This is a genomic window from Streptomyces sp. NPDC048479 (assembly GCF_040651435.1).
GTDB lineage: Bacteria > Actinomycetota > Actinomycetes > Streptomycetales > Streptomycetaceae > Streptomyces.
Window position 1 is genome coordinate 97,245 of record NZ_JBEZKA010000010.1, and the last position, 19,479, is coordinate 116,723.

General features: G+C 69.2%; 21 protein-coding genes and 1 riboswitch. Of the genes, 15 read left to right on the forward strand and 6 right to left on the reverse strand.

What is annotated here, in order from left to right; genetic code table 11:
• The first annotated feature begins 3 nt into the window (after positions 1 to 3).
• The 3 genes from AB0D12_RS17755 to AB0D12_RS17765 are packed head-to-tail and all read left to right on the forward strand — an operon-like array spanning position 4 to position 2,192.
• A complete protein-coding gene (locus AB0D12_RS17755; RefSeq protein WP_362683044.1) occupies positions 4 to 1,398 on the forward strand; it encodes an aspartate aminotransferase family protein in 1,395 nt (464 codons plus the stop codon).
• Between the two features lie 57 nt (positions 1,399 to 1,455).
• On the forward strand, positions 1,456 to 2,040 hold the full coding sequence (locus AB0D12_RS17760; RefSeq protein WP_362683047.1) for a helix-turn-helix domain-containing protein: 585 nt from the start codon (positions 1,456 to 1,458) through the stop codon (positions 2,038 to 2,040).
• A 20-nt stretch (positions 2,041 to 2,060) separates the two neighbouring features.
• Positions 2,061 to 2,192, forward strand: a complete 132-nt coding sequence (locus tag AB0D12_RS17765) for a DUF6126 family protein (protein ID WP_327327298.1) — start codon at positions 2,061 to 2,063, stop codon at positions 2,190 to 2,192.
• Positions 2,193 to 2,240: 48 nt separating this feature from the next.
• On the opposite strand, the gene AB0D12_RS17770 is transcribed toward AB0D12_RS17765, so the two are convergent.
• On the reverse strand, positions 2,241 to 3,053 hold the full coding sequence (locus AB0D12_RS17770) for a tyrosine-protein phosphatase (RefSeq protein ID WP_362683050.1): 813 nt from the start codon (positions 3,051 to 3,053) through the stop codon (positions 2,241 to 2,243).
• Between the two features lie 182 nt (positions 3,054 to 3,235).
• Here AB0D12_RS17770 and AB0D12_RS17775 point away from each other — a divergent pair, with 182 nt between their 5' ends.
• The 4 genes from AB0D12_RS17775 (at position 3,236) to AB0D12_RS17790 (ending at position 8,089) form a co-directional block, all read left to right on the forward strand.
• Entirely contained in the window at positions 3,236 to 5,329 is a 2,094-nt protein-coding gene (locus AB0D12_RS17775) for an alpha-galactosidase (protein ID WP_362683053.1), read from the forward strand.
• A 409-nt stretch (positions 5,330 to 5,738) separates the two neighbouring features.
• Positions 5,739 to 5,897: riboswitch (cyclic di-AMP (ydaO/yuaA leader) on the forward strand.
• A 4-nt stretch (positions 5,898 to 5,901) separates the two neighbouring features.
• Complete coding sequence (locus tag AB0D12_RS17780) at positions 5,902 to 6,900, forward strand: LysM peptidoglycan-binding domain-containing M23 family metallopeptidase (RefSeq protein ID WP_362683056.1); 999 nt, start codon at positions 5,902 to 5,904, stop codon at positions 6,898 to 6,900.
• A 170-nt stretch (positions 6,901 to 7,070) separates the two neighbouring features.
• Positions 7,071 to 7,862, forward strand: a complete 792-nt coding sequence (locus tag AB0D12_RS17785) for an SGNH/GDSL hydrolase family protein (RefSeq protein ID WP_362683059.1) — start codon at positions 7,071 to 7,073, stop codon at positions 7,860 to 7,862.
• Positions 7,863 to 7,879: 17 nt separating this feature from the next.
• On the forward strand, positions 7,880 to 8,089 hold the full coding sequence (locus AB0D12_RS17790; RefSeq protein ID WP_362683062.1) for an SDR family NAD(P)-dependent oxidoreductase: 210 nt from the start codon (positions 7,880 to 7,882) through the stop codon (positions 8,087 to 8,089).
• Between the two features lie 61 nt (positions 8,090 to 8,150).
• Here the strand turns inward: AB0D12_RS17790 and AB0D12_RS17795 are convergent, their stop codons facing one another.
• From AB0D12_RS17795 to AB0D12_RS17810, 4 genes are all read right to left on the reverse strand, one after another.
• Positions 8,151 to 9,032, reverse strand: a complete 882-nt coding sequence (locus AB0D12_RS17795; protein WP_362683433.1) for a carbohydrate kinase family protein — start codon at positions 9,030 to 9,032, stop codon at positions 8,151 to 8,153.
• A 115-nt stretch (positions 9,033 to 9,147) separates the two neighbouring features.
• Entirely contained in the window at positions 9,148 to 9,768 is a 621-nt protein-coding gene (locus AB0D12_RS17800; protein WP_362683065.1) for a TetR family transcriptional regulator C-terminal domain-containing protein, read from the reverse strand.
• 117 nt (positions 9,769 to 9,885) lie between these two features.
• Positions 9,886 to 11,064 carry a Glu/Leu/Phe/Val dehydrogenase dimerization domain-containing protein gene (locus tag AB0D12_RS17805; protein ID WP_362683068.1) on the reverse strand — a complete coding sequence of 393 codons (1,179 nt, stop codon included), beginning with the start codon at positions 11,062 to 11,064 and terminating at the stop codon, positions 9,886 to 9,888.
• A gap of 171 nt (positions 11,065 to 11,235) precedes the next feature.
• A complete protein-coding gene (locus AB0D12_RS17810; protein WP_362683071.1) occupies positions 11,236 to 11,805 on the reverse strand; it encodes a carboxymuconolactone decarboxylase family protein in 570 nt (189 codons plus the stop codon).
• A 126-nt stretch (positions 11,806 to 11,931) separates the two neighbouring features.
• Here AB0D12_RS17810 and AB0D12_RS17815 point away from each other — a divergent pair, with 126 nt between their 5' ends.
• From AB0D12_RS17815 to AB0D12_RS17845, 7 genes are all read left to right on the forward strand, one after another.
• Positions 11,932 to 12,396, forward strand: coding sequence for a PPOX class F420-dependent oxidoreductase (locus AB0D12_RS17815; protein ID WP_362683074.1), 465 nt, complete (start codon positions 11,932 to 11,934; stop codon positions 12,394 to 12,396).
• Positions 12,397 to 12,566: 170 nt separating this feature from the next.
• Positions 12,567 to 13,748 carry an MBL fold metallo-hydrolase gene (locus tag AB0D12_RS17820; protein ID WP_362683077.1) on the forward strand — a complete coding sequence of 394 codons (1,182 nt, stop codon included), beginning with the start codon at positions 12,567 to 12,569 and terminating at the stop codon, positions 13,746 to 13,748.
• Between the two features lie 356 nt (positions 13,749 to 14,104).
• Positions 14,105 to 15,970 (forward strand): ATP-binding protein, encoded by a 1,866-nt coding sequence (locus AB0D12_RS17825; RefSeq protein WP_362683079.1) that lies wholly within the window; start codon positions 14,105 to 14,107, stop codon positions 15,968 to 15,970.
• Positions 15,971 to 15,977: 7 nt separating this feature from the next.
• Positions 15,978 to 16,412 carry a roadblock/LC7 domain-containing protein gene (locus AB0D12_RS17830; RefSeq protein ID WP_327327309.1) on the forward strand — a complete coding sequence of 145 codons (435 nt, stop codon included), beginning with the start codon at positions 15,978 to 15,980 and terminating at the stop codon, positions 16,410 to 16,412.
• A 2-nt stretch (positions 16,413 to 16,414) separates the two neighbouring features.
• Positions 16,415 to 16,786 carry a DUF742 domain-containing protein gene (locus AB0D12_RS17835; protein ID WP_362683082.1) on the forward strand — a complete coding sequence of 124 codons (372 nt, stop codon included), beginning with the start codon at positions 16,415 to 16,417 and terminating at the stop codon, positions 16,784 to 16,786.
• On the forward strand, positions 16,764 to 17,378 hold the full coding sequence (locus tag AB0D12_RS17840; RefSeq protein WP_362683085.1) for an ATP/GTP-binding protein: 615 nt from the start codon (positions 16,764 to 16,766) through the stop codon (positions 17,376 to 17,378). Before AB0D12_RS17835 ends, AB0D12_RS17840 begins: the two co-directional genes overlap by 23 nt.
• A complete protein-coding gene (locus AB0D12_RS17845) occupies positions 17,375 to 17,950 on the forward strand; it encodes a GAF domain-containing protein (protein WP_362683088.1) in 576 nt (191 codons plus the stop codon). The genes AB0D12_RS17840 and AB0D12_RS17845 overlap by 4 nt, the downstream gene beginning before the upstream one ends.
• Positions 17,951 to 18,028: 78 nt before the next feature.
• On the opposite strand, the gene AB0D12_RS17850 is transcribed toward AB0D12_RS17845, so the two are convergent.
• A complete protein-coding gene (locus tag AB0D12_RS17850; RefSeq protein WP_362683091.1) occupies positions 18,029 to 19,225 on the reverse strand; it encodes an acyl-CoA dehydrogenase family protein in 1,197 nt (398 codons plus the stop codon).
• On the opposite strand from AB0D12_RS17850, the gene AB0D12_RS17855 reads away from it, so the two are divergent.
• Positions 19,193 to 19,384, forward strand: a complete 192-nt coding sequence (locus tag AB0D12_RS17855; protein ID WP_362683469.1) for a hypothetical protein — start codon at positions 19,193 to 19,195, stop codon at positions 19,382 to 19,384. The two genes, AB0D12_RS17850 and AB0D12_RS17855, sit on opposite strands and share 33 nt — an antisense overlap.
• The last annotated feature ends 95 nt before the right edge of the window (positions 19,385 to 19,479 follow it).

The window sequence follows — 19,479 nt, forward strand, 5'->3', positions numbered from 1 at the left end:
GGAATGACCGATCCGCTCAAGGGCTTCGATCTGGCGGGACTCCTCGCGGAGCGCGGGGCCGAGCGCTATGAGCTGCATGCGCGATATCTCAACCACCAGCTGCCGCGCATGCTGCACACCATCGGCTTCGACAAGGTCTATGAGCGGGCCGAGGGCGCGTACTTCTGGGACGCCGACGGCAACGACTACCTCGATATGCTCGCGGGCTTCGGGGTGATGGGGCTCGGCCGGCACCATCCCGTCGTACGCAAGGCGCTGCACGATGTCCTCGACGCCTCGCTCGCGGACCTCACACGCTTCGACTGCCAGCCGCTGCCGGGGCTGCTGGCGGAGAAGCTGCTGAGGCAGAGTCCGCACCTGGACCGGGTGTTCTTCGGCAACAGCGGTACGGAGGCGGTGGAGACGGCGCTGAAGTTCGCCCGGTACGCGACCGGGAAGCCGAGGATCCTCTACTGTCCGCACGCCTTCCACGGGCTGACCACCGGATCACTGTCGGTCAACGGGGAGGCCGGCTTCCGGGACGGCTTCGCGCCGCTGCTGCCCGACACCGCGATCGAGCTCGGCGATCTGGCCGCGCTGGAGCGGGAGCTGGTGCGGGGCGATGTGGCGGGCTTCGTCGTGGAGCCGATCCAGGGCAAGGGCGTGCATGCGACGCCGCCAGGATTCCTTTACGCCGCACAGGAGTTGCTGCACAAGCACAAGGCGCTGCTGATCGCCGACGAGGTGCAGACCGGCCTCGGCAGGACCGGCGACTTCTACGCGTACCAGTACGAGGCAGGGGTCGAGCCGGATCTGGTCTGTGTGGCGAAGGCGCTCTCGGGCGGGTACGTGCCGGTCGGCGCGACGCTCGGCAAGGACTGGATCTTCAAGAAGGTCTACTCGTCGATGGACCGGGTGCTGGTGCATTCGGCCAGCTTCGGCTCCAATGCCCAGGCGATGGCTGCCGGGCTCGCGGTGCTCTCGGTGCTGGAGGACGAGCATGTCGTGGCGAACGCGCGGGTGACCGGAGAGTTGCTGCGGTCGCGACTGGCCGCGCTCGTCGACCGCTATGAGCTGCTGTACGAGGTGCGGGGCCGCGGCCTGATGATCGGCATCGAGTTCGGCCGCCCGGACTCGATCAAGCTGCGCAGCCGCTGGACCATGCTGCAGGCGGCCCGCAAGGGTCTCTTCGCGCAGATGGTGGTGGTGCCGCTGCTGCAGAAGCACCGGATCCTCACCCAGGTCTCCGGCGACCACCTGGAAGTGATCAAGCTGATTCCGCCGTTGACCATCGGAGAGCGGGAGGTCGAGCGGTTCGTGGCGGCCTTCACCGCGGTGATGGACGATGCGCACGGCGGTGGCGGGCTGATGTGGGACTTCGGCAAGACGCTGGTGAAGCAGGCGGTCGCCAACCGCTGATTTTGCCCCTGGGGCAAAAAATTTGCCCCAGGGGAAAGATCCTGGCGCAATGGAGGCATGAGCCCCACTGAAGAGGTGGCCGCGGTGCTGCCGGATGTCGCGCCACGGCTACGCGATCTGCGCCGCCGCCGTGGCCTCACTCTGGAAGCCGCAGCCCAGCGTGCGGGGCTTTCCCCCGCCCACCTGTCCCGGCTGGAGACGGGCAACCGTCAGCCGTCGCTGCCGATGCTGCTCGCTCTCGCCAGAATCTACGGTACGACAGTCGCGGAGCTCCTCGGCGAGCTCGCGCCGGAGCGCGATCCGATCATCCGCGCCGGCAGCCGGGAGCCCTCCGAGGCCGACGGCTGGACCTACCACCAGACCGGCGGAGCCGGCCGGGCGATGCAGGCACTGCGGCTGGTGGTTCCGTACGGCAGCCAGGGCGAGCTCGTCCGGGTGCATCCCGGGGAGGAGTGGCTGTACATCCTCAACGGCCGGCTGCGCCTGAGCCTGGGTGACGCGGTTTACGAGCTGGCGCCCGGGGACAGCGCGCACTTCGACTCACTGACCCCGCACCGTCTCGCGGCGGTCGGTCGCGAGGGTGCCGAGCTGCTGTTCGTCCACACGCTGCTGCAGAGCCCCAACCTCCATCCGCACAACTGAGTTCAGAGAAGAGGCCCGTTATGTCCAAAAGCAATGAAGAGCGGTCGTTTCCCCGTGGGCTGGTGATCCGGCTGTTCGCCTATCTGGTGGCGGGCCATCTGTTCGCCGGGTTCCTCTACCTTCTGTTCACGCTGGGCGGCCAGAACCAGTAGGCGGCCGCTCAGTATCCGGCGGCTCCGCATCTCCTGCTCCGCGGTCGTCTACGCCTCGTCGACGAGACGCTCGCGCAGACGCTCACGCGTCTCCGGGGCGATCTTCAGGCCCTCGGCGAGGTACCGCTCCGTCGTGCCCCAGGTCTCCTCGATCGTCTCGAAGGCCGCCTCGAGGTACTCGGCGCGCGCGTCGAAGAGCGGGCTCAGCAGCTCCATCACTTCCGGGGACATCCCGGCCGGGGAGTTGTCGCTGCGGCGCACCAGATAACGCCGGTGCGGATCATTGGACTTGAGGTAGTCCGCCTCGATGGCCTCGCGCTCCACGCCGACCGCGAGCAGCGACACGGCGATCGAGATTCCGGCGCGGTCCTTGCCCGCCGCGCAGTGCATCAGCGCCGGGACACTGTCGTCAGCGAGCGCGTGCAGTACGCGGCTGTGCTCGGCAGTGCGCTGCTTGATGATCGTCCGGTACGACGCCGACATCCGGCCCGCCGCCTTGCCGTCCGCGAGGATCGACTTCAGCTGGTCGAGATCGCCCTCCCGGACCATCTTCCAGAACTGGGCGCCGTCGGCCGGGTCGGTGAGCGGCAGATTCACATTGCGCACGCCCGGCAGCTCGACGTCCGGGCCCTCCAGCTTCTGGTCCGCGGCATTACGGAAGTCGAAGATCGTGTGCAGGCCCAGGGTGGAGAGGAACGCGGTGTCGCCCTCGGTGGCATGGGCGAGGTGGCCGCTGCGGAAGAGCCGTCCGTACCGCACCCGCCGGCCGTCCACGGTCGGCAGGCCGCCCACGTCCCGGAAATTGCGCACTCCGGACAGCTCAGGTTCTGTCGACGGGATCTGCGGCAGCTGCTGTGTCACGGGGGCTCCTGAAGTGACAGCCGTCGGCGCTGCTCGCCGACGATGGCGCGTTTCCCGACGATACGACATTGCTTCATCGGGCAATCATCTCGGTTCGTCTCCGCAAGAGCGTTGCACCGGCGACGGCTCCCGTCGGATGATGTGCGGACCTGTGCGGACCTGTGAGTATCTGAGGGGTCGGGATGATCGAGAGCGCTGGCAAGGGTCGTACGTGGGTTCTCTCCGGACCGAGGAGTAGTTATGCGCTGCGTCTGACAGACGCTGACGAACTGCTGCATCTCCACTGGGGGCCACGGATCTCCGGCGCCGACGCGGAGGCACTCGCGGCCCAGGGCCTGCCGCCCTACTGGCCGTTCGAGTCACAGCTCGACGGCCACGAGGAGTACCCGGTCGAGGGCGGCCCGCGCTTCGTACGGCCGGCGCTCTCCGTCCGTACGGACACGGTGCGCGGCACCGAGTGGACCTTCGCCGGCGCCGAGGAGGTGCGCGGCGACGAGCTGAGGCTCCGCTTCACCGACGCCGTACACGGCCTCGGGCTCACCCTGCACCATCGGATGCGCGACGACGCGGACGTCATCGAGCGCTGGGTCACCGTCACCCATGAGGGCGAGGGCCCCGACCTGGAACTACTGCGCGCCGATGCCGCCACCTGGACTCTGCCGCAGCGCGACAGCTGGCGACTCAGCCAGCTGCACGGCCGGTGGGCGGCAGAGTCGCTGCTCGTACGGTCGGAGCTGACGTACGGCGAGAAGGTGCTGAGCAGCAGGCGCGGCCACACCGGCCACCAGCATCTGCCCTGGGTCGCGCTGGACGCGGAAGGGGCTACGGAGGAGCGGGGCGAGGTGTACGGCGCCGCGCTCGGCTGGTCCGGGTCCTGGCGGATCTCGGTGGCGCAGCTGCCCGACGGACTCGTACAGATCACCGGCGGAGCGGGCTATGACGACTCCGGGCTGCTGCGGCTCGCACCGGGCCAGTCGTACACCTCGCCCGTCTTCGCCGGACTGTGGAGCGAAGGAGGGTTCGGTACAGCCAGCAGGGCATGGCACGCCTGGCAGCTGGCGCATGTGATCCCGGACGCCCAGGCCGAGCGGCCGGTGCTCTACAACTCCTGGGAGGCCACCGGCTTCGACATTTCCGAGGAGCAGCAGCGGGCGCTCGCGCAGCGGGCCGCGGCCATGGGCGTCGAACTGTTCGTGGTGGACGACGCGTGGTTCGGGCAGCGCACCAGCGACCGCGCCGGACTCGGCGACTGGACACCCAACGCCGAGCGCTTCCCGCAGGGACTGAAGCCGCTCGCCGACGAAGTGCACGCGCTGGGCATGCAGTTCGGGATCTGGGTCGAACCGGAGATGGTCAACGCCGACAGCGATCTCTACCGCGCGCACCCCGACTGGGTGCAGCACCACTCCGGCCGGGCACGGACGGAGTTCCGCAACCAGCTCGTACTGAACCTCGCGCGCGAGGACGTACAGGCCTACCTCTGGGAGCAGTTGGACGGACTGCTCGGCAGCGCGCCCATCGACTATGTGAAATGGGACTTCAACCGCTGCTTCACGGACGCCGGCTGGCCCGGCGAGACATATCCGCAGAAGCTGTGGGTCGAGCATGTGCAGGCGCTGTACGCACTCCTCGACCGGCTGCGCGTCGCGCATCCCTCGGTCGCCTTCGAGTCCTGCTCCGGCGGCGGTGGCCGGATCGACCTCGGAATTCTGTCCCGGACCGATCAGGTGTGGACCTCCGACAACACCGATCCGCTGGACCGGCTCGCCATCCAGCAGGGCTTCACCCAGCTGCACCCGGCACGGGTCATGGCGGCCTGGGTGACAGACAGTCCCAATGTCCAGCTCAACGGCCGCGTCAGCACGCTCCGCTTCCGCTTTGTGAGCGCCATGGCAGGAGTGCTCGGAGTCGGTGGCGATCTCACCGAGTGGAGCGCGGAGGAGCTCGCCGAGGGGCACGGCTGGGTGGAGCTCTACAAGAAGATCAGGCCGGTGGTTCAGCACGGCGAGCTGTACCGGCTGCGGGCGCCGAAGGGCGGACTGAGCGCCGTGCAGTACGTATGCGGTGACGAGATCGTCGTTCTCGCCTGGCTCCAGGCACAGCACTACGGCGAACAGCCGCCCAGGCTCAGGCTGCGCGGGCTCGATCCGGCAGCCGCGTACGAGTGCCTGGACGCGGGCGTCGTGCACCGCGGATCCGTGCTCCTGCACCACGGGCTGCACACCGGACTGAAGGGCGACATGGACGCCACGGTCATCCGGCTGCGGCGCCGCTGATTCCGCGCCGCTGATGTGCCCCTCGGACAAGGGCAGTGAGCCGCGGTGGGATTTCCTGCGACGTGGCGTGAATTAGGGGGTAAGTAGGGGTACGTGTCATAACTAGTCGATCGTCATTATATGACCGTTCTGTCCGAATTGGGCGATTCGGGATAACGTGACCCCGTTCTGCAATGCGGACGGTGCATGGCCGTGAGCGGGATCATATTCGTGACGGTGTGTGGTGGGGCGACTGGGGTGAATTCCGTTTCCGGGGCGGACGGCGAAGATCATTGATTTACGGAGGGTTACGGGAATTTCGCGCCGATATCAGAGGGATCATTGGCGGGCGAAAGCGACAGCTTGTTCCGGTACGCCCATTCGTTTACGGTCACGACCAATCCGGACGGAACGCCTAATCCTGCCGCCGACCGGAATTCCACCCACTCATGTGTGGCAGGAGCGGGGGACCCAGGTGATGTGCCGATTCCGGACTTCCGGACGGCTTGGGGTGAAGTCGCGCAACTGCGCGGCCGGGCATCTCCAGCCCGAACCCGACAGCTCACCTCGCCGGCGCCGGAGAGGAATTCGCCATGCCCAAGAAGGGTAAGCACCGCCGCCCCAAGGTCAGCCCGATCACGCGCGGATTCGTCGCCGCCGGTACGGGTGGCGCCGCCATCGCCCTTCCGCTGATAGGCGCCGCAGGCGCCCACGCGGCAGGAAAGACCGCTCCGGCTGTGGCGTCGGAAAAGGCCGTGACCGCCGCCCCGTCCTCCCCCTTCTCCGCCGGGTCCGCAGCCGCGGCCCACGTGGCGCAGAAGAAGGCCTCTCCCACCACGTACTCCGTCGTCCCCGGCGACTACCTGTCCAAGATCGCCGACGAGCACGGTGTCCCCGGCGGCTGGAAGAAGCTGTACCAGGACAACCGTGAGGCCGTCGGCGACAACCCGTCGCTGATCCACCCGGGCCTCAAGCTCACCCTCGGCGCGAAGTCGAAGGCGAAGGCGTCCGAAGAGTCGCAGCACCCGTCGAGCCCGGACCGGTCCTCGTCGAAGGTGTCCTCCTCGAAGGCGCCTTCGGGTTCCTCGGACTCGGGTTCCTCGGACTCGGGCTCGGTGGTGCAGTCCTCCGCGCAGTCCTCGTCCGGTGGCTCGGCAGGCGGCAACGCCGCGCAGACCAGCGGCTCCGGCTTCACTGCCCCCGTCGACGGCGCGACCGTCATTACCCCGTACCACCTCGCCGGCGCCATGTGGGCCAGCGGCTACCACACCGGTCTCGACTTCGCGGCGTCCACCGGCACGACCGTCAAGGCGGTCGGCCCGGGCACCGTCGTCTCCGCCGGCTGGGGCGGTGCGTACGGCAACCAGATCGTCATCCAGCAGAGCGACGGCACCTACTCGCAGTACGCCCACCTCTCCGCCCTCTCCGTCGCCTCCGGCCAGAGCGTGAGCGGCGGCCAGCAGATCGGCCTCTCCGGCACCACCGGCAACTCCACTGGCCCGCACCTGCACTTCGAGATCCGCACCGGCCCCGGCTACGGCTCGGACATCGACCCGCTGGCCTACCTGCGTCAGCACGGCGTCTCCATCTGATCCGTCCGACGCACGCAGTGCCCCGTCCTCCCCTCGTGCCGCCGCCCGCGGCGCGGGGGGAGTCGGCGTATTCCGGGTTGGACGAATCTTGACCGGTGGTATAGATCACGCCTCGTCAACCCCTCCTTACGGTCGCGTAGGTCACATCCGTAAGGGAAAAATGAGGTCTCGTGGCAGACGATTCGAGAACAGAGAACAGTGGCGTATTCGGGTCGTACGCGGCGATCGGTGACAGTTTCACCGAGGGCGTCGGAGACCCGGGCCCCGACGGGACGTACGTCGGCTGGGCGGACCGGTTCGCGGTCCTGCTCGACGACCGAATGCCGGAACACACCTTCCGCTACGCCAACCTCGCCGTACGCGGCCGTCTCCTCGACCAGATCGTCGAGGAACAGGTGCCGCGGGCAAAGGAACTCGCCCCGGATCTGGTGACCTTCTGCGCCGGCGGCAATGACATCATCCGGCCCGGCACCGACCCCGACGACGTGGCCGAGCGCTTCGAGCGGGCCGTCGCCGACCTCACCGGCTCGGTCGGCACCGTCATGGTGACCACCGGCTTCGACACCCGCGGAGTGCCGGTACTGCGCCATCTGCGCGGCAAGATCGCCACGTACACCGCGCATGTACGGTCCATCGCCGACCGTTACGACTGCCCCGTACTCGACCTGTGGTCGCTCAAGTCGATCCAGGAGAGGCGGGCTTGGGACGCCGACCGGCTGCATCTGTCGCCCGAGGGCCACACCAGGGTCGCACTGCGTGCCGCCCAGGTGCTCGGGCTCGAGGTGCCCGCCGACCCCGACCAGGCGTGGCCGCCCCTGCCGCGGCGCGGACCGCTCGAGGTGCGCCGCGACGACATCAACTGGGCGCGCGAGCACCTGGTGCCGTGGATCGGGCGACGGCTGCGCGGTGAGAGCTCCGGCGACCATGTCGAGGCCAAGCGCCCGAATCTGCTGCCCCTGTGACAGCGGATGGTTGGGGCGTGGCAGACCTGCCCCGGCCGACCGGGCGTACGGCCCTGGTCACCGGCGCCAACCGCGGGATCGGCTTCGCGGTCGCCACGGGACTCGCCGGATCCGGAGCGCGGCTGCTCCTCGGCGCCCGCGACCCGGAGCGCGGAGCGGCCGACGTGGAACGGCTGCGCGGACAGGTGCGGTCGCGTGCCGGTTGTGGCAGGAGTCGGCGAGACTGACAGGGATCGCCTTCCTCGCCCCGTACGACGGCTGAGGCACAGCGGCGTACGAACCGGTGCGTCAGGCCACGGCCGACGACAGGAGTTCGGCCGGTCCGATCAGTGCCGTACTGCCCTCGCCCGTACAGGCATGGGCACCGGCCACCGCCCCCAGCCTCGCACTCTCCTCCAGGTCGCGGCCCGACAGCTGCCCGAACAGAAAGCCGCAGACATAGGCGTCACCCGCGCCGTTGGAGTCCACCACCGGAGCGGGCGGGGCGACTGCCGGGACCGGGCGCGGGGTGGATCCGCCGTCGCGGCTGAGGAGGTACGAGCCACCGGCACCCGCCGTCGCGACCACTGCCTGCGCCCGACCGTCGCGCAGGATCTCCCGCATCACCGACGCTATGCGCTCGCCCGCGCCCGCCGTGCTGAGGAAGACCAGGTCCGAGCGGAGCGCGAACTCCCGTTGGTGCTCCGCCAGTCCGTCCCAGTCGTGCAGATCGGTGGAGACCGGCACGCCCAGCGCTTCGATGTCGTCGTAGAGGAACCGCGCGAAGTTCATGATCGAGAGATGGATGTGGCGGGCACGCCGCAGATGGGGGAGGTAGAAGTCGCGCGGCATCCGCAGCCCGTCGGGATCGCGGGCGTCGTAGAAGGACATCCGGCGGCCCGCGGGGTCGACGAGGTTGACCGCGCGCCGCGTCCCGGCCGGGGAGATCAGGGACTCGAAATCCACGCCGCCCGCGGCGAGTTGTTCCCGGACCATACGGCCTGGCGAGTCGTCGCCGATATAGTCGAGGAGGGTGGCATTCAGCCCGAGGGCCCGGCAGCCCAGGGCGACATTGCCACCGGTGTGGCCCGGCCATTCACGGATCGGGCCGACGCCGACAGAGTCCGCGAGCGGGACCGGCAGGGCGTCGACGCGGACGACCGTGTCCACCCCGGTGCCGCCGACCACCAGCACATCGGGTGGGAGGCGATCCGTCGGCTGCTCGGGCTGCTGATACGTCTGGTACTGCGACTGGTGAGACACAGTTGCCCAGTATGGGGGCTGCGGGTCCCGCCCGTTGAGGCGTTCAGCGTGCGGCGGCGGTCAGTGCGTCACGGTGGACACCGAGCTCACGGGCGAGCGCGTCGTCCGTCCACTCCAGCATCGCGGCGCGCGACAGCGACCCCGCGTACGAGGTCATCTGCACGGCGAGCCCGTCCAGAAACGCCGTCAGCCGCCAGGCCGTCGCCGCCGGGTCCTCGCACGGGAACTCGCCCACCGCCGCACCTTCCGCGATGACCTCGGTCAGAGCCGCCTTCCACTGCTGGTCCAGATCGCGGGCGACGTCCCGCAGCGCCGGCTCGCGCAGCGCGGCCGCCCAGCCCTCGATCCACAGCCGCCAGCCCTTGGCCTGCCCGGTCGGCGCGTACCAGCGGACCGCGGCGCGCAACCGACGCAGTGCGGTGGTCCGGCGGCCCAGCAGTTTGCGCAGATGCGCGAGGTCACCGTCGGCGGCGTAGGCGAAGGCGGCCGCGACGAGCTTCTCCTTGGTCGAGAAGTGGTAGAGCACCAGGGCATTGCTCACACCGAGAGCCGACGCGACATCGGCGATCCGCACGGCCGCGACACCGTGTTCCTCGATCTGCTCGACGGCAGCACGAAGCAGCTCTTCCCGCCGCTCCGCCACGCTCAACCGGACTCTTGTCACGTCGTCACCCTACACAGGCGATCTTGGGCCCGGACGCGGGTCCAGCCGGCCGCCCTCAGCGCGGTCCGCGGACGCCGGCGACCCACCCCGGGGCGGAGAGGATGTCGGGCCAAGCCGTCATCTGTACCAGCCGTAGCGCTCGGCGATAACCGGCAGCCGGTCGGCGACGATCGCGTGCGCGGCGGCCCGCGCCGTGGTCCCGTCCGCCTCCGCGCGCGCCAGCATCTGGCCGATCAGCGCGCGCATCGAGTGACGGGTGTACGCGAACGCCTCGTCCGCGTCGGCGCCGATGTCCCCGAACAGGGTCCACCACCACCAGGCATTCGTACCGGAGTTGACGACGACGTCCGGCAGTACCGTGATGCCGCGCCGTGCGAGCAGCGCCTCGGCATCCGGCAGCACCGGCATGTTCGCCGCCTCGACGATCCAACGCGCGGTGATCTGCGCCTGGTTGGCGGTGTCCACTGCGTACGAGACCGCGGCAGGCACCAGTACCTCCGCGTCGACCGACAGCCACGCGTCGTCGGACAGCTCCAGATCGTCCGGCCGCAGCGCCGTACGGTCGACCGTCCCGTACGAGTCACGGGCCGCGAGCAACGCATCGACATCGAGCCCGGCCGGATTGGCGACGGTGCCCTTGACGTCGGCGACGGCGACGATCTTCAGTCCGGCGCGGGCGAGGAACCGGGCCGTCGCGCCGCCCATCGTGCCAAGACCCTGGACGGAGACCCGGGTCCCCTCGTACGCCACGCCCGCCCGGTCCAGCGCGACCAGCACCGACTCGGCGACACCGCAGCCGCCGACGAGCTCGTCGAGCCCGATGCCGTCCACCTCGACGGCGAACGCGTCCGCGAGCCGACCGCGCGCCGTCGCCTCGTCGTCCAGCAGCGGATAGACGGCCTGGATGGAGGAGACCAGACCGGCCTCGGCCGCGGCCCTGTCGACGATGTCCTGGGTCAGCCCGAGGTCCTCGCCGGTGGTCCACATGTTCTCGATGTACGGGCGTACGGCGCGCAGATAGCGGACCAGGATTCCGTACGCCCGCGGGTCCTGCGGGTCGCAGTCGATACCGCCCTTGGCGCCGCCGAGCGGGATGTACCGGCCCTCGGGGTTGTAGTGGAGGGCCTCCTTCATCGTCATCCCGCGGGCCAGCCCGGCCACCTCGTCCAGCGTGCAGCCCTCGCGCATCCGCAGGCCCCCGCTGGAGACCCCGCGCACCAGCCGGTCGATCACCAAATGGCCCCGGCGGCCGGTGACATGGTCGGTCCAGGTGAGCGACAGCAGGGGAGTGGTCATCTGGCGGTCTCCTCGGAACGGTGATCACGGTGGCGCCGGGGACAGCAAACGCCCGCGCCCGTGGCCGGATCACAGACTAACTGAATCGCCAGTCAATATCTGGAGCTGGGAGCTCCCCCGTCAACATGATCGTCAACAATGTTGCCGGCCGGTGGTCCCGCAGCACGCGGTTCAGCCGGCGGCGGTCCCCGGACGTGCCGGAATGTCGCAGTGGTCCTTGAAGCCCTGGCTGGTCAGACCCAGTGCGGCGTTCATCCGCGAGCGCAGGTTCTCCACCGCCACCATCGCGGTCAGCTCGACGAACGCGGCCTCGCCGAGGGCGGTGAGCAGCCGGGCCGCCGACTCGTCCCCGACCTCCGGGGGATTGGCGGTCATCGCCTCCGCGTACTCCATGACATCGCGTTCCAGCGGGGTGTAGACGGTGCTGTCGCGCCACATCGGTACGTCGCGCAGCTTGCGGACGTCCATGCCGCGGCCCTGGCTCTCCCAGTGACCGAAGTCCATGCACCAGCTGCACCCGATCGAGGCCGCCGAAGCCATCACGGCCAGCGCCTTCAGACCGGGGTCGAGCTCCTTCCACTTGGCCACCGACAGCTCGAAACGGAGATCGGTCCACAGCACCCGTGGGTTGTGGGCCAGAGCCCTCGCGGGGTCGAGGACCTTTCCGTATGTGTGCTTGCAGTACCACTCCACCGCGCGGAACAGGAGCGAGCGGCGCGGGGTGAGCGAAATACGGGCCATGACGGGCCTCCTGAAGGTGTGGACGACGTCCTTTCACGCGTACGACGGACCGGGTGCCCCGGGATGTGACATCGGGAAGGAAAGATCTTCAGGAACACCCGTGAGAGATGAGACGTTGCTGTGGTCATGACGGACATCGACGCACCGCAGGATCCGCGGAGGGACGCCCAGCAGGAAGCGCTGCTGAAGCTGGTCGCCGAGTGCGACGGAGGGGTGCTGGTCACGCTCAAGCGGGACGGCAGGCCCCAGCTCTCCAATGTGAAGCACGCGTACTACCCCGACGAGCGGACCATCCGGGTGTCCGTCACCGATGACCGGGCCAAGACCAGGAACCTGCGCCGCGACCCGCGCGCCGGATACCACGTCACCAGCGACGACCGCTGGGCATGGACCGTCGTCGAGGGCACTGCGGAGCTCTCCCCGGTCGCGGCCGACCCGCACGACGCCACCGTTGAAGAGCTGATCACCCTCTACCGGGACGTCGTGGGTGAACACCAGGACTGGGACGACTACCGGCGTTCAATGGTCCGCGACAAGCGCCTTGTGCTGCGGCTGCGCATCGAACGGGCCTATGGCCAGCCGCGCGGCTGAGTCGGTCATGCCGCCCGCGCTCCGGCCCCGACCGCGAACGGCGATGGCCAGTCCGGGACGGCGACGTCAAGTCCCGGGAAACCGGCGATGCCGAGTCCCGTAACGGGCCCGTTCCCGTCGTGTCGTACCCCCAGCTCATAATGAAAAGACAACCGACATCAGGAGGTGCCGTGACCGGCACTGGTTCCCCCCACCCGCTGAGTTCCCGGCTGCGCTCGCTGCGACCCGCCGCATTCGGCGCCGACCCGGCCGGTGAGCGGTGGGAGCGGATCCGCCGCTCGCCGAACTTCGCGGACGGCTCCTTCCAGAACCCTGTGGGGGCCAGGACCAGGCCGTCCGGCGGCTCCATGATCGAATTCGCGAAGATCTACTTCCGGAAGGAAGCGCGGGCGCACCGGTCCCCGGTCGGGCTCGTGCCCATTCACGCCACCACTCTCGCCGACATCGCGAAGCCTCCGGCCTCGGGGCTGCGGCTCACCTGGATGGGGCATTCGAGCGTTCTCGCCGAGATCGACGGCCGGCGGGTGCTCTTCGACCCGGTCTGGGGCGAGCGCTGCTCCCCCTTCCCCTTCGCGGGCCCCAAGCGGCTGCACCCCGTGCCCGTACCGCTCGCCGTCCTCGGCCCGGTGGACGTCGTTGTGATCTCCCACGACCACTACGACCACCTCGATCTGCCCACCATCCGTGCCCTGGCCTCCACGGACACGGTCTTCGCGGTGCCGCTCGGCGTCGGCGCACATCTGGAGCACTGGGGCGTGCCCGCCGACCGGCTGCGCGAGCTGGACTGGAACGAGTCGACCGAGGTGGCCGGCCTCCGGCTGACCGCCACGCCCGCGCGCCACTTCTGCGGGCGCGGTCTGCGCAATCAGCAGCACACCCTCTGGGCGTCATGGGCCGTCGCGGGCCCCGAGCACCGGATCTACCACAGCGGGGACACCGGTTACTTCCCCGGCTTCACGGACATCGGCGCGGAGCACGGCCCGTTCGATGCCACCATGATCCAGATCGGTGCGTACAGCGAATACTGGCCCGACATCCATATGACGCCCGCCGAAGGTATCCGCGCTCATCTCGATCTGCAGGGCGGGAAGCCGTCCGGCGCGATGCTGCCGATCCACTGGGGGACGTTCAATCTCGCGCCGCACCCGTGGGCCGAGCCCGGCGAGGGCACGGTCGCGGCAGCAGCCGCGGAAGGTGCGCGCATCGCGCTGCCGCGGCCCGGCGAGCCGTTCGAGCCGACCGCCGAGGGCATTCCGTCCCAGCCGTGGTGGCGCGCGGTGGCGACGGCGCCCGCCACGGGGTGGACCGCGTCGGCCGATACGGGCAGCCCCGAGGTGGCACCGAGCGCCTGATGAGTAGCGCCTGACCCTGCGGCGCCTGCCTCTGCGGCGCCTGATCCGTAGCGCGTGACCCTGCGGCATCCGACCCGCAACGCGTTACCCTGCGGCATCCGAGTCCCCCTTCGCCGCCCTCGCGGCGGGAGGGGGTCAAGCCCGCGTTTTCGGGCTGGCGTACGAGGCCTCATACCAGAGCGGGACGAATGGCGGGCAAGTTTGTCAACTGCCCGTCGCACGTGCGCGCTTGGCGACTACCGTGTGTTGCCGGTGATCAGCGGTGGGCTCATGTTGTGCATGACGAGCCCGCTGGGAGCCGAAGCTGACCACTTGCAGTACGCCGATTCCTGGGGCCCCACGTACCAAGGACGCTGATGTCTCAACTACGCGCACCCGCCGCGCGGCCGGACCGCCGTGAGGGCGGGCGCCACGGCCGGCCAGGCGCCCGCTCCCTGTCATCGGCAGGGAGGCCGCATTCCGTGCCGTCGTCACCGGAAGCCCGTATACGTCCTCAACTCCTGCGCACCGCAGTCCTGCCCGCGGTCGTCACCGCGCTCATCGGCGCGGCCGCGGTGATCTTCGCGATCCGCTCCGCCGCTGCCCAGCCTTCCGCCAACCTGTGGGCCGTGCTCACCGGTTCCGCTGTGCTGGCCGTCGCCTCCGTGGCGGCGGCGGCGATGGGCGCGGACCGCATGGCCAAATCCGTACACGACCGCTGCGCCGCGTTGCGCCAGTCCACAGCGCGCGGGCAGACCGAGCTGCGCACGGTGATCGAGCAGCTCAGACGGGGCGAAGGCCCGCCCGCCCGCAGGACGCCGCAGCCCGTACCACCGGGCGGAGACGAATTCGATCTGCTGACACAGGAGTTGAGCCGTTCCCACGAGGCCGCTGTGGCGGCGGTGGTGCAGGCGTCCCGGCTCTCGAGCAGCGTCGGCAACGAACAGAAGGTCGAAGTCTTCGTCAATCTGGCCCGTCGGCTCCAGTCCCTGGTCCACCGCGAGATCCAGCTGCTCGACGAGCTGGAGAACGAGGTCGAGGATCCCGAGCTGCTCAAGGGCCTCTTCCATGTGGACCACCTGGCCACCCGCATCCGCAGGCACGCCGAGAACCTCGCGGTCCTCGGTGGCGCCATCTCCCGTCGGCAATGGTCCAACCCGGTCACCATGACCGAGGTGCTCCGGTCCGCCATCGCAGAGGTGGAGCAGTACCCGAGGGTCAAACTGGTACCGCCGATCGACGGCACCCTGCGCGGCCACGCCGTCGCCGACGTGATCCACCTGCTGGCCGAACTGGTCGAGAACGCCACGCTGTTCTCCGCCCCGCACACTCAGGTGCTGATGCGCGCCCAGCACGTCACGGCCGGACTCGCCGTCGAGGTCGAGGACCGTGGTCTCGGTATGCCCGCCGTCGAACAGAACAAGATGAACGCCCTGCTCGCCGACCCCGACCAGGTGAATGTCGCCCATATGCTGCAGGACGGGCGGATCGGCCTCTTCGTGGTCTCCGCGCTCGCCCGCAGACACGGCATCGCGGTACGGCTCCAGTCCAATATCTACGGCGGCGTCCAGGCCGTTCTCGTACTGCCGCAGGGACTCCTCGGTGCCGAGCCCGATGGACTCTCGCCGGCCGAGGCCGCCGCGGGGCGCGAGACCGCAGACCGCCCCACGGCCCAGCCCGACGCGGGTCAGGCGGCCGGGGCCCTGCCCTCGACCTCACCCCTGATCCCGCAGCAGCTTCACTCAATGCCGCACCAGCCACCGGCCTTTCACCAACCCCAACCCCAACCCCAGCACCAACCGCAATCGGACTCACAGCCGCAGCTTCAACAGCCGCAGCGCCCACCGGTGCACGCCAACCTCGGCGCAGGCCTCCTCCCCCTACGCGGAGACCAGAGCGACCGTCCCAACCCGGCCGCCGCCCGCCCCGGCGTCAACCACTCGGCTCCCGCGGAGACCTCGTCCGCCGAGCAGCCCGTCCACACCACGGCGGCACCGCCCTCCGACGGAACGCTGCCCAGCCCCATGGGCCGCCCCCAACTGCCCAAGCGCCGCAGCCAGGAACACCTCGTCCCCCAGCTCAGAGACGCCCCGTCGCCCCGCAAGGACGACGAGAACACCCTCCACGACCCGGGCCTGATGGCGGCCTTCCAACGCGGCATCGGCCTGGCCGAGTCCCAGTCCGTCGCGGACCCCGCCCCACAGCCCGCCCCGCTGCGCCACGACAACACCCCCAAGGAGTAGATGCACCATGGTGAGCGATGTGCCGAACGGCCATGTCTCGGACCTCGACTGGCTGCTCAGCGGCCTGGTCCAGCGTGTGCCGTACACACGCAATGCGGTGCTGCTCTCCTCCGACGGGCTGGTGAAGTCGGTGCACGGCCTGGACGCCGACAGCGCCGACCATATGGCGGCACTCGCCTCCGGCCTCTACTCACTGGGCCGCAGCGCCGGAGCGCGTTTCGGTGACGGTGGCGAGGTACGCCAGGTGGTCGTGGAGCTCGACTCCACGCTGCTGTTCGTCTCCACCGCCGGCTCCGGCACCTGCCTCGCCGTGCTCGCCGGGCGCGAGGCGGATGCCGCGGTCCTCGGATACGAGATGGCGATGCTGGTCAAGAGCGTACGCCCGTACCTGACCACCCCGGCCAGACAGTCGGCGGGGGCACCGAGCGCTGCGGGGCAGTGAACGTGCCGGCCCCCAAGGACGGGCCGTTGCTCGACGACGCGGCCGGCCGGCTCATCCGCCCGTACACGGTGAGTGGCGGCCGCACCCGTCCCACGGCCGCGCTGGATCTCCTCTCCCTGGTGATGGCCACCGGAAGCGTGCCGCAGACGCATCTCGGCCCCGAGCACGCCCTGGCGCTCGGGCTGTGCGACGGGCCGACCTCGGTCGCCGAGATCTCGGCGCACCTCAGGCTCCCGGCCGTGGTCACCAAGGTGCTGCTCTCCGATCTCGTGGACTGCGGGGCCGTCACGGCGCGGGCGCCCCGCTGCCACGACTCACCCACCGACCGATCTTTGCTGGAGGCGGTGCTGGATGGCCTACGACGACGACTCTGAGCTTGCCGATGCCTTTCCCGCCGCGCTGAAGATCCTTGTCGCGGGCGGATTCGGGGTGGGCAAGACGACCTTCGTGGGAGCGGTCAGTGAGATCGAACCACTGAGTACGGAGGAGCTGCTGACCCAGGTCAGCGTGGCGACCGACAGCCTGGACGGCATCGAGTCCAAGACCACCACAACCGTCGCCATGGACTTCGGCCGGATCACCCTGGATCGAAGTCATGTGCTCTATCTCTTCGGAACGCCCGGCCAGGAGCGCTTCTGGTTCATGTGGGACGAGCTCTCCGAAGGCGCGCTCGGCGCGGTCATCCTCGCCGACACGCGCCGTCTCGAGAACTCCTTCTCCGCGGTGGACTTCTTCGAGCGGCGCGGCATCGGATTCGTCGTCGCCGTCAATGAGTTCGACGGCGCCTACCGCTATGACCCGGAAGAGGTACGGGCCGCGATCGACCTCAAGCCGGAGGTGCCGGTCGTGCTGTGCGACGCGCGGATCGCCAGCTCGGGGATAGGGACCCTGGTCACCCTCGTCCAGCATCTGCTCACCACCACCGCGGTGCCGGCCCCGGCACCGAGCTACGGAGCACCGACATGACGTACGACCCGACCGGCCATCTGCTGCTCACTCCCGTCGACCGCGAAGCGCCCGTCCGTGTAAGGCGGCTGCGTCAGCTGGGCTTCGGGGACCGGCCGGACCCGGCCTTCGACGAATTCGCGCACAAGCTCGCCGAGGTGACCGGCGCGCCGTACTCCATGGTCAACTTCATCGACGAGAACCGGCAGTTCTTCGCCGGACTGCACACCCCGGCCGGTACGCACTCCGGAACCGACCTGGGTGCGACGGCCGCGGCGGGCGGCGGTGATGTCAGCCGGTTCATGGCGCGAGACCACGGCTACTGCCCGCATGTGGTCGTACGGCGCAAGGCGCTGGTCCTGGAGGACGTCTGCGACTATCCGCGGTTCGCCGGGAACCCGGTCGTGGACGAGATCGGCATCCGTTCCTATCTCGGTGCGCCGCTGATCGACCGTACGGGGATCGCGCTGGGCACGATCTGTGTTGTCGCCACCGAGCCCCGGCCCTGGGGCCGGGCGGGGCTCGAGACCATCAAGTCGCTGGCCGCGGAACTGATCGACCAGATCCACCGGCGTGAGGACGGCGGCATCTGAAGTCCCTCTGATCCTTGTGAAGTGACGTCCCCGGGCTGCCTCGTGCGCTCCCGGGGACGTCATGCGCCGCGGGCCGGGTCAGACGGCGGCTTCCAGCCGGACCACGTCGGACAACCGCTGCGACCACTGGCCCTTCGCCGTACCCAGCGCCACCTCCGCCAGGCGCAGCAGCTGTACGTCAGACGTGCCGGCCGGGGCGAACATATGGAGCGCGTCCCGCAGATACCGCTCGATGGGGCGGTCGGTGAAGAGCCCTGCCGCGGCATGGATCTCCATGGCGTTGCGCGCGGAGTCGATCGCCGACTCGACATTGACCAGCTTGGCGTTCATCAGCTCCGCATCGCACGGCAGCCCCTCGTCGAGGAGATGCACGGCGTGGTACGCGGCGAGCCTGGAGGTCATCAGCCGGGACTGCAGCGTCCCCAACTTCAGTTTGATGGACGGCAGTTCATGGAGCGGCTTGCCATAGCGCTGCCGATCCGAGCAGAACCTCGTGGTCTCCTCCAGGATCGCCTGGTGGATGCCGAGCGATACGGCGGTGAGATTGGCGCGTCCGTAGAGCACGCTGGAGGAGTACGCCACGGCCAGCCCGTCGCCCTCCTCGCCGAGCCGGTACGGCGCGGGGACACGGCAGTTGTCGAAGTGCAGCTCGCCGAAGCTGAAGCCGTGCAGGCCCATGGTCGGCTGCTGCTCGCCGATGCTCAAGCCCGGCCGGCCCGACTCCACCAGGAAGGCGGTCAACCCCCTGGACCCGGGTGCGGTCCTGACCACCACACCGTGGAGATCACCGATATGGCTGTTGCCGACAAACACCTTTCGGCCATTGAGAACGTAGTCGTCGCCGTCCCGTACGGCGGTGGCACTCATGCCCAGTACATGGCCGCCCGACTCGGGTTCGGTGACCGCTATCGTCGGGAGGCAGTCGCCGGCGGCGATGGAGGGGAGCCAGGTCTTCTTCTGCTCGGCGCTGCCGAAGTGGACAATCTTGGCAACGCCCAGCTGGGAGGCCTGCACCATCGCACCCATCGCGCCGCTGACCCGGGACAGTTCCTCGATGATGATGGTCTTGGCGAGGTGCCCCATCCCCATCCCGCCGTGCTCCTTGCCGATCGTGGCGCCGAGCCAGCCCTGCCGGGCGACGAGCCGGGACAGTTCGTGGTGGACGGCACGGGATGCCTCCATCACGGGGATCCGCGGACGTATCTCCTTCTCTGCGAAGTCACGCACTTGATCACGTAGTTGATGATGCAGTCGACCGGCGAAGTAACCGTCCATCGGGAGCCTTCCTCTGCTCATCGCCTGCTCGGGCGGTTGTTCGAGCAGGTGGTGCATCGGCAGTGGTCTCGTCCCGAACAGGCCGACCACATCATGGTGTTGATCGTTTCAGGGTGGCACAAGATCGACGCCAACTCTGTCCAAAACGGGGACCGTTGACGTTTGATTAAGGCTGTGTTCCGTGTGGTACGGGCCCGTCCGGTCCTGCCGTACGGCATTCCCCCTGTGCGCCTTTCTGCCACGTGCCAACGGCA

What these genes read in the sequence shown, in the direction of transcription:
- AB0D12_RS17755 (WP_362683044.1), top strand. Translation starts at nt 4, where the DNA reads ATGACCGATCCGCTCAAGGGCTTCGATCTGGCGGGACTCCTCGCGGAG.
- AB0D12_RS17760 (WP_362683047.1), top strand. Translation starts at nt 1,456, where the DNA reads ATGAGCCCCACTGAAGAGGTGGCCGCGGTGCTGCCGGATGTCGCGCCA.
- AB0D12_RS17765 (WP_327327298.1), top strand. Translation starts at nt 2,061, where the DNA reads ATGTCCAAAAGCAATGAAGAGCGGTCGTTTCCCCGTGGGCTGGTGATC.
- AB0D12_RS17775 (WP_362683053.1), top strand. Translation starts at nt 3,236, where the DNA reads ATGATCGAGAGCGCTGGCAAGGGTCGTACGTGGGTTCTCTCCGGACCG.
- AB0D12_RS17780 (WP_362683056.1), top strand. Translation starts at nt 5,902, where the DNA reads ATGCCCAAGAAGGGTAAGCACCGCCGCCCCAAGGTCAGCCCGATCACG.
- AB0D12_RS17805 (WP_362683068.1), bottom strand. Translation starts at nt 11,064, where the DNA reads ATGACCACTCCCCTGCTGTCGCTCACCTGGACCGACCATGTCACCGGC.
- AB0D12_RS17810 (WP_362683071.1), bottom strand. Translation starts at nt 11,805, where the DNA reads ATGGCCCGTATTTCGCTCACCCCGCGCCGCTCGCTCCTGTTCCGCGCG.
- AB0D12_RS17815 (WP_362683074.1), top strand. Translation starts at nt 11,932, where the DNA reads ATGACGGACATCGACGCACCGCAGGATCCGCGGAGGGACGCCCAGCAG.
- AB0D12_RS17825 (WP_362683079.1), top strand. Translation starts at nt 14,105, where the DNA reads ATGTCTCAACTACGCGCACCCGCCGCGCGGCCGGACCGCCGTGAGGGC.
- AB0D12_RS17830 (WP_327327309.1), top strand. Translation starts at nt 15,978, where the DNA reads ATGGTGAGCGATGTGCCGAACGGCCATGTCTCGGACCTCGACTGGCTG.
- AB0D12_RS17840 (WP_362683085.1), top strand. Translation starts at nt 16,764, where the DNA reads ATGGCCTACGACGACGACTCTGAGCTTGCCGATGCCTTTCCCGCCGCG.
- AB0D12_RS17845 (WP_362683088.1), top strand. Translation starts at nt 17,375, where the DNA reads ATGACGTACGACCCGACCGGCCATCTGCTGCTCACTCCCGTCGACCGC.
- AB0D12_RS17855 (WP_362683469.1), top strand. Translation starts at nt 19,193, where the DNA reads ATGATGCAGTCGACCGGCGAAGTAACCGTCCATCGGGAGCCTTCCTCT.
- AB0D12_RS17850 (WP_362683091.1), bottom strand. Translation starts at nt 19,225, where the DNA reads ATGGACGGTTACTTCGCCGGTCGACTGCATCATCAACTACGTGATCAA.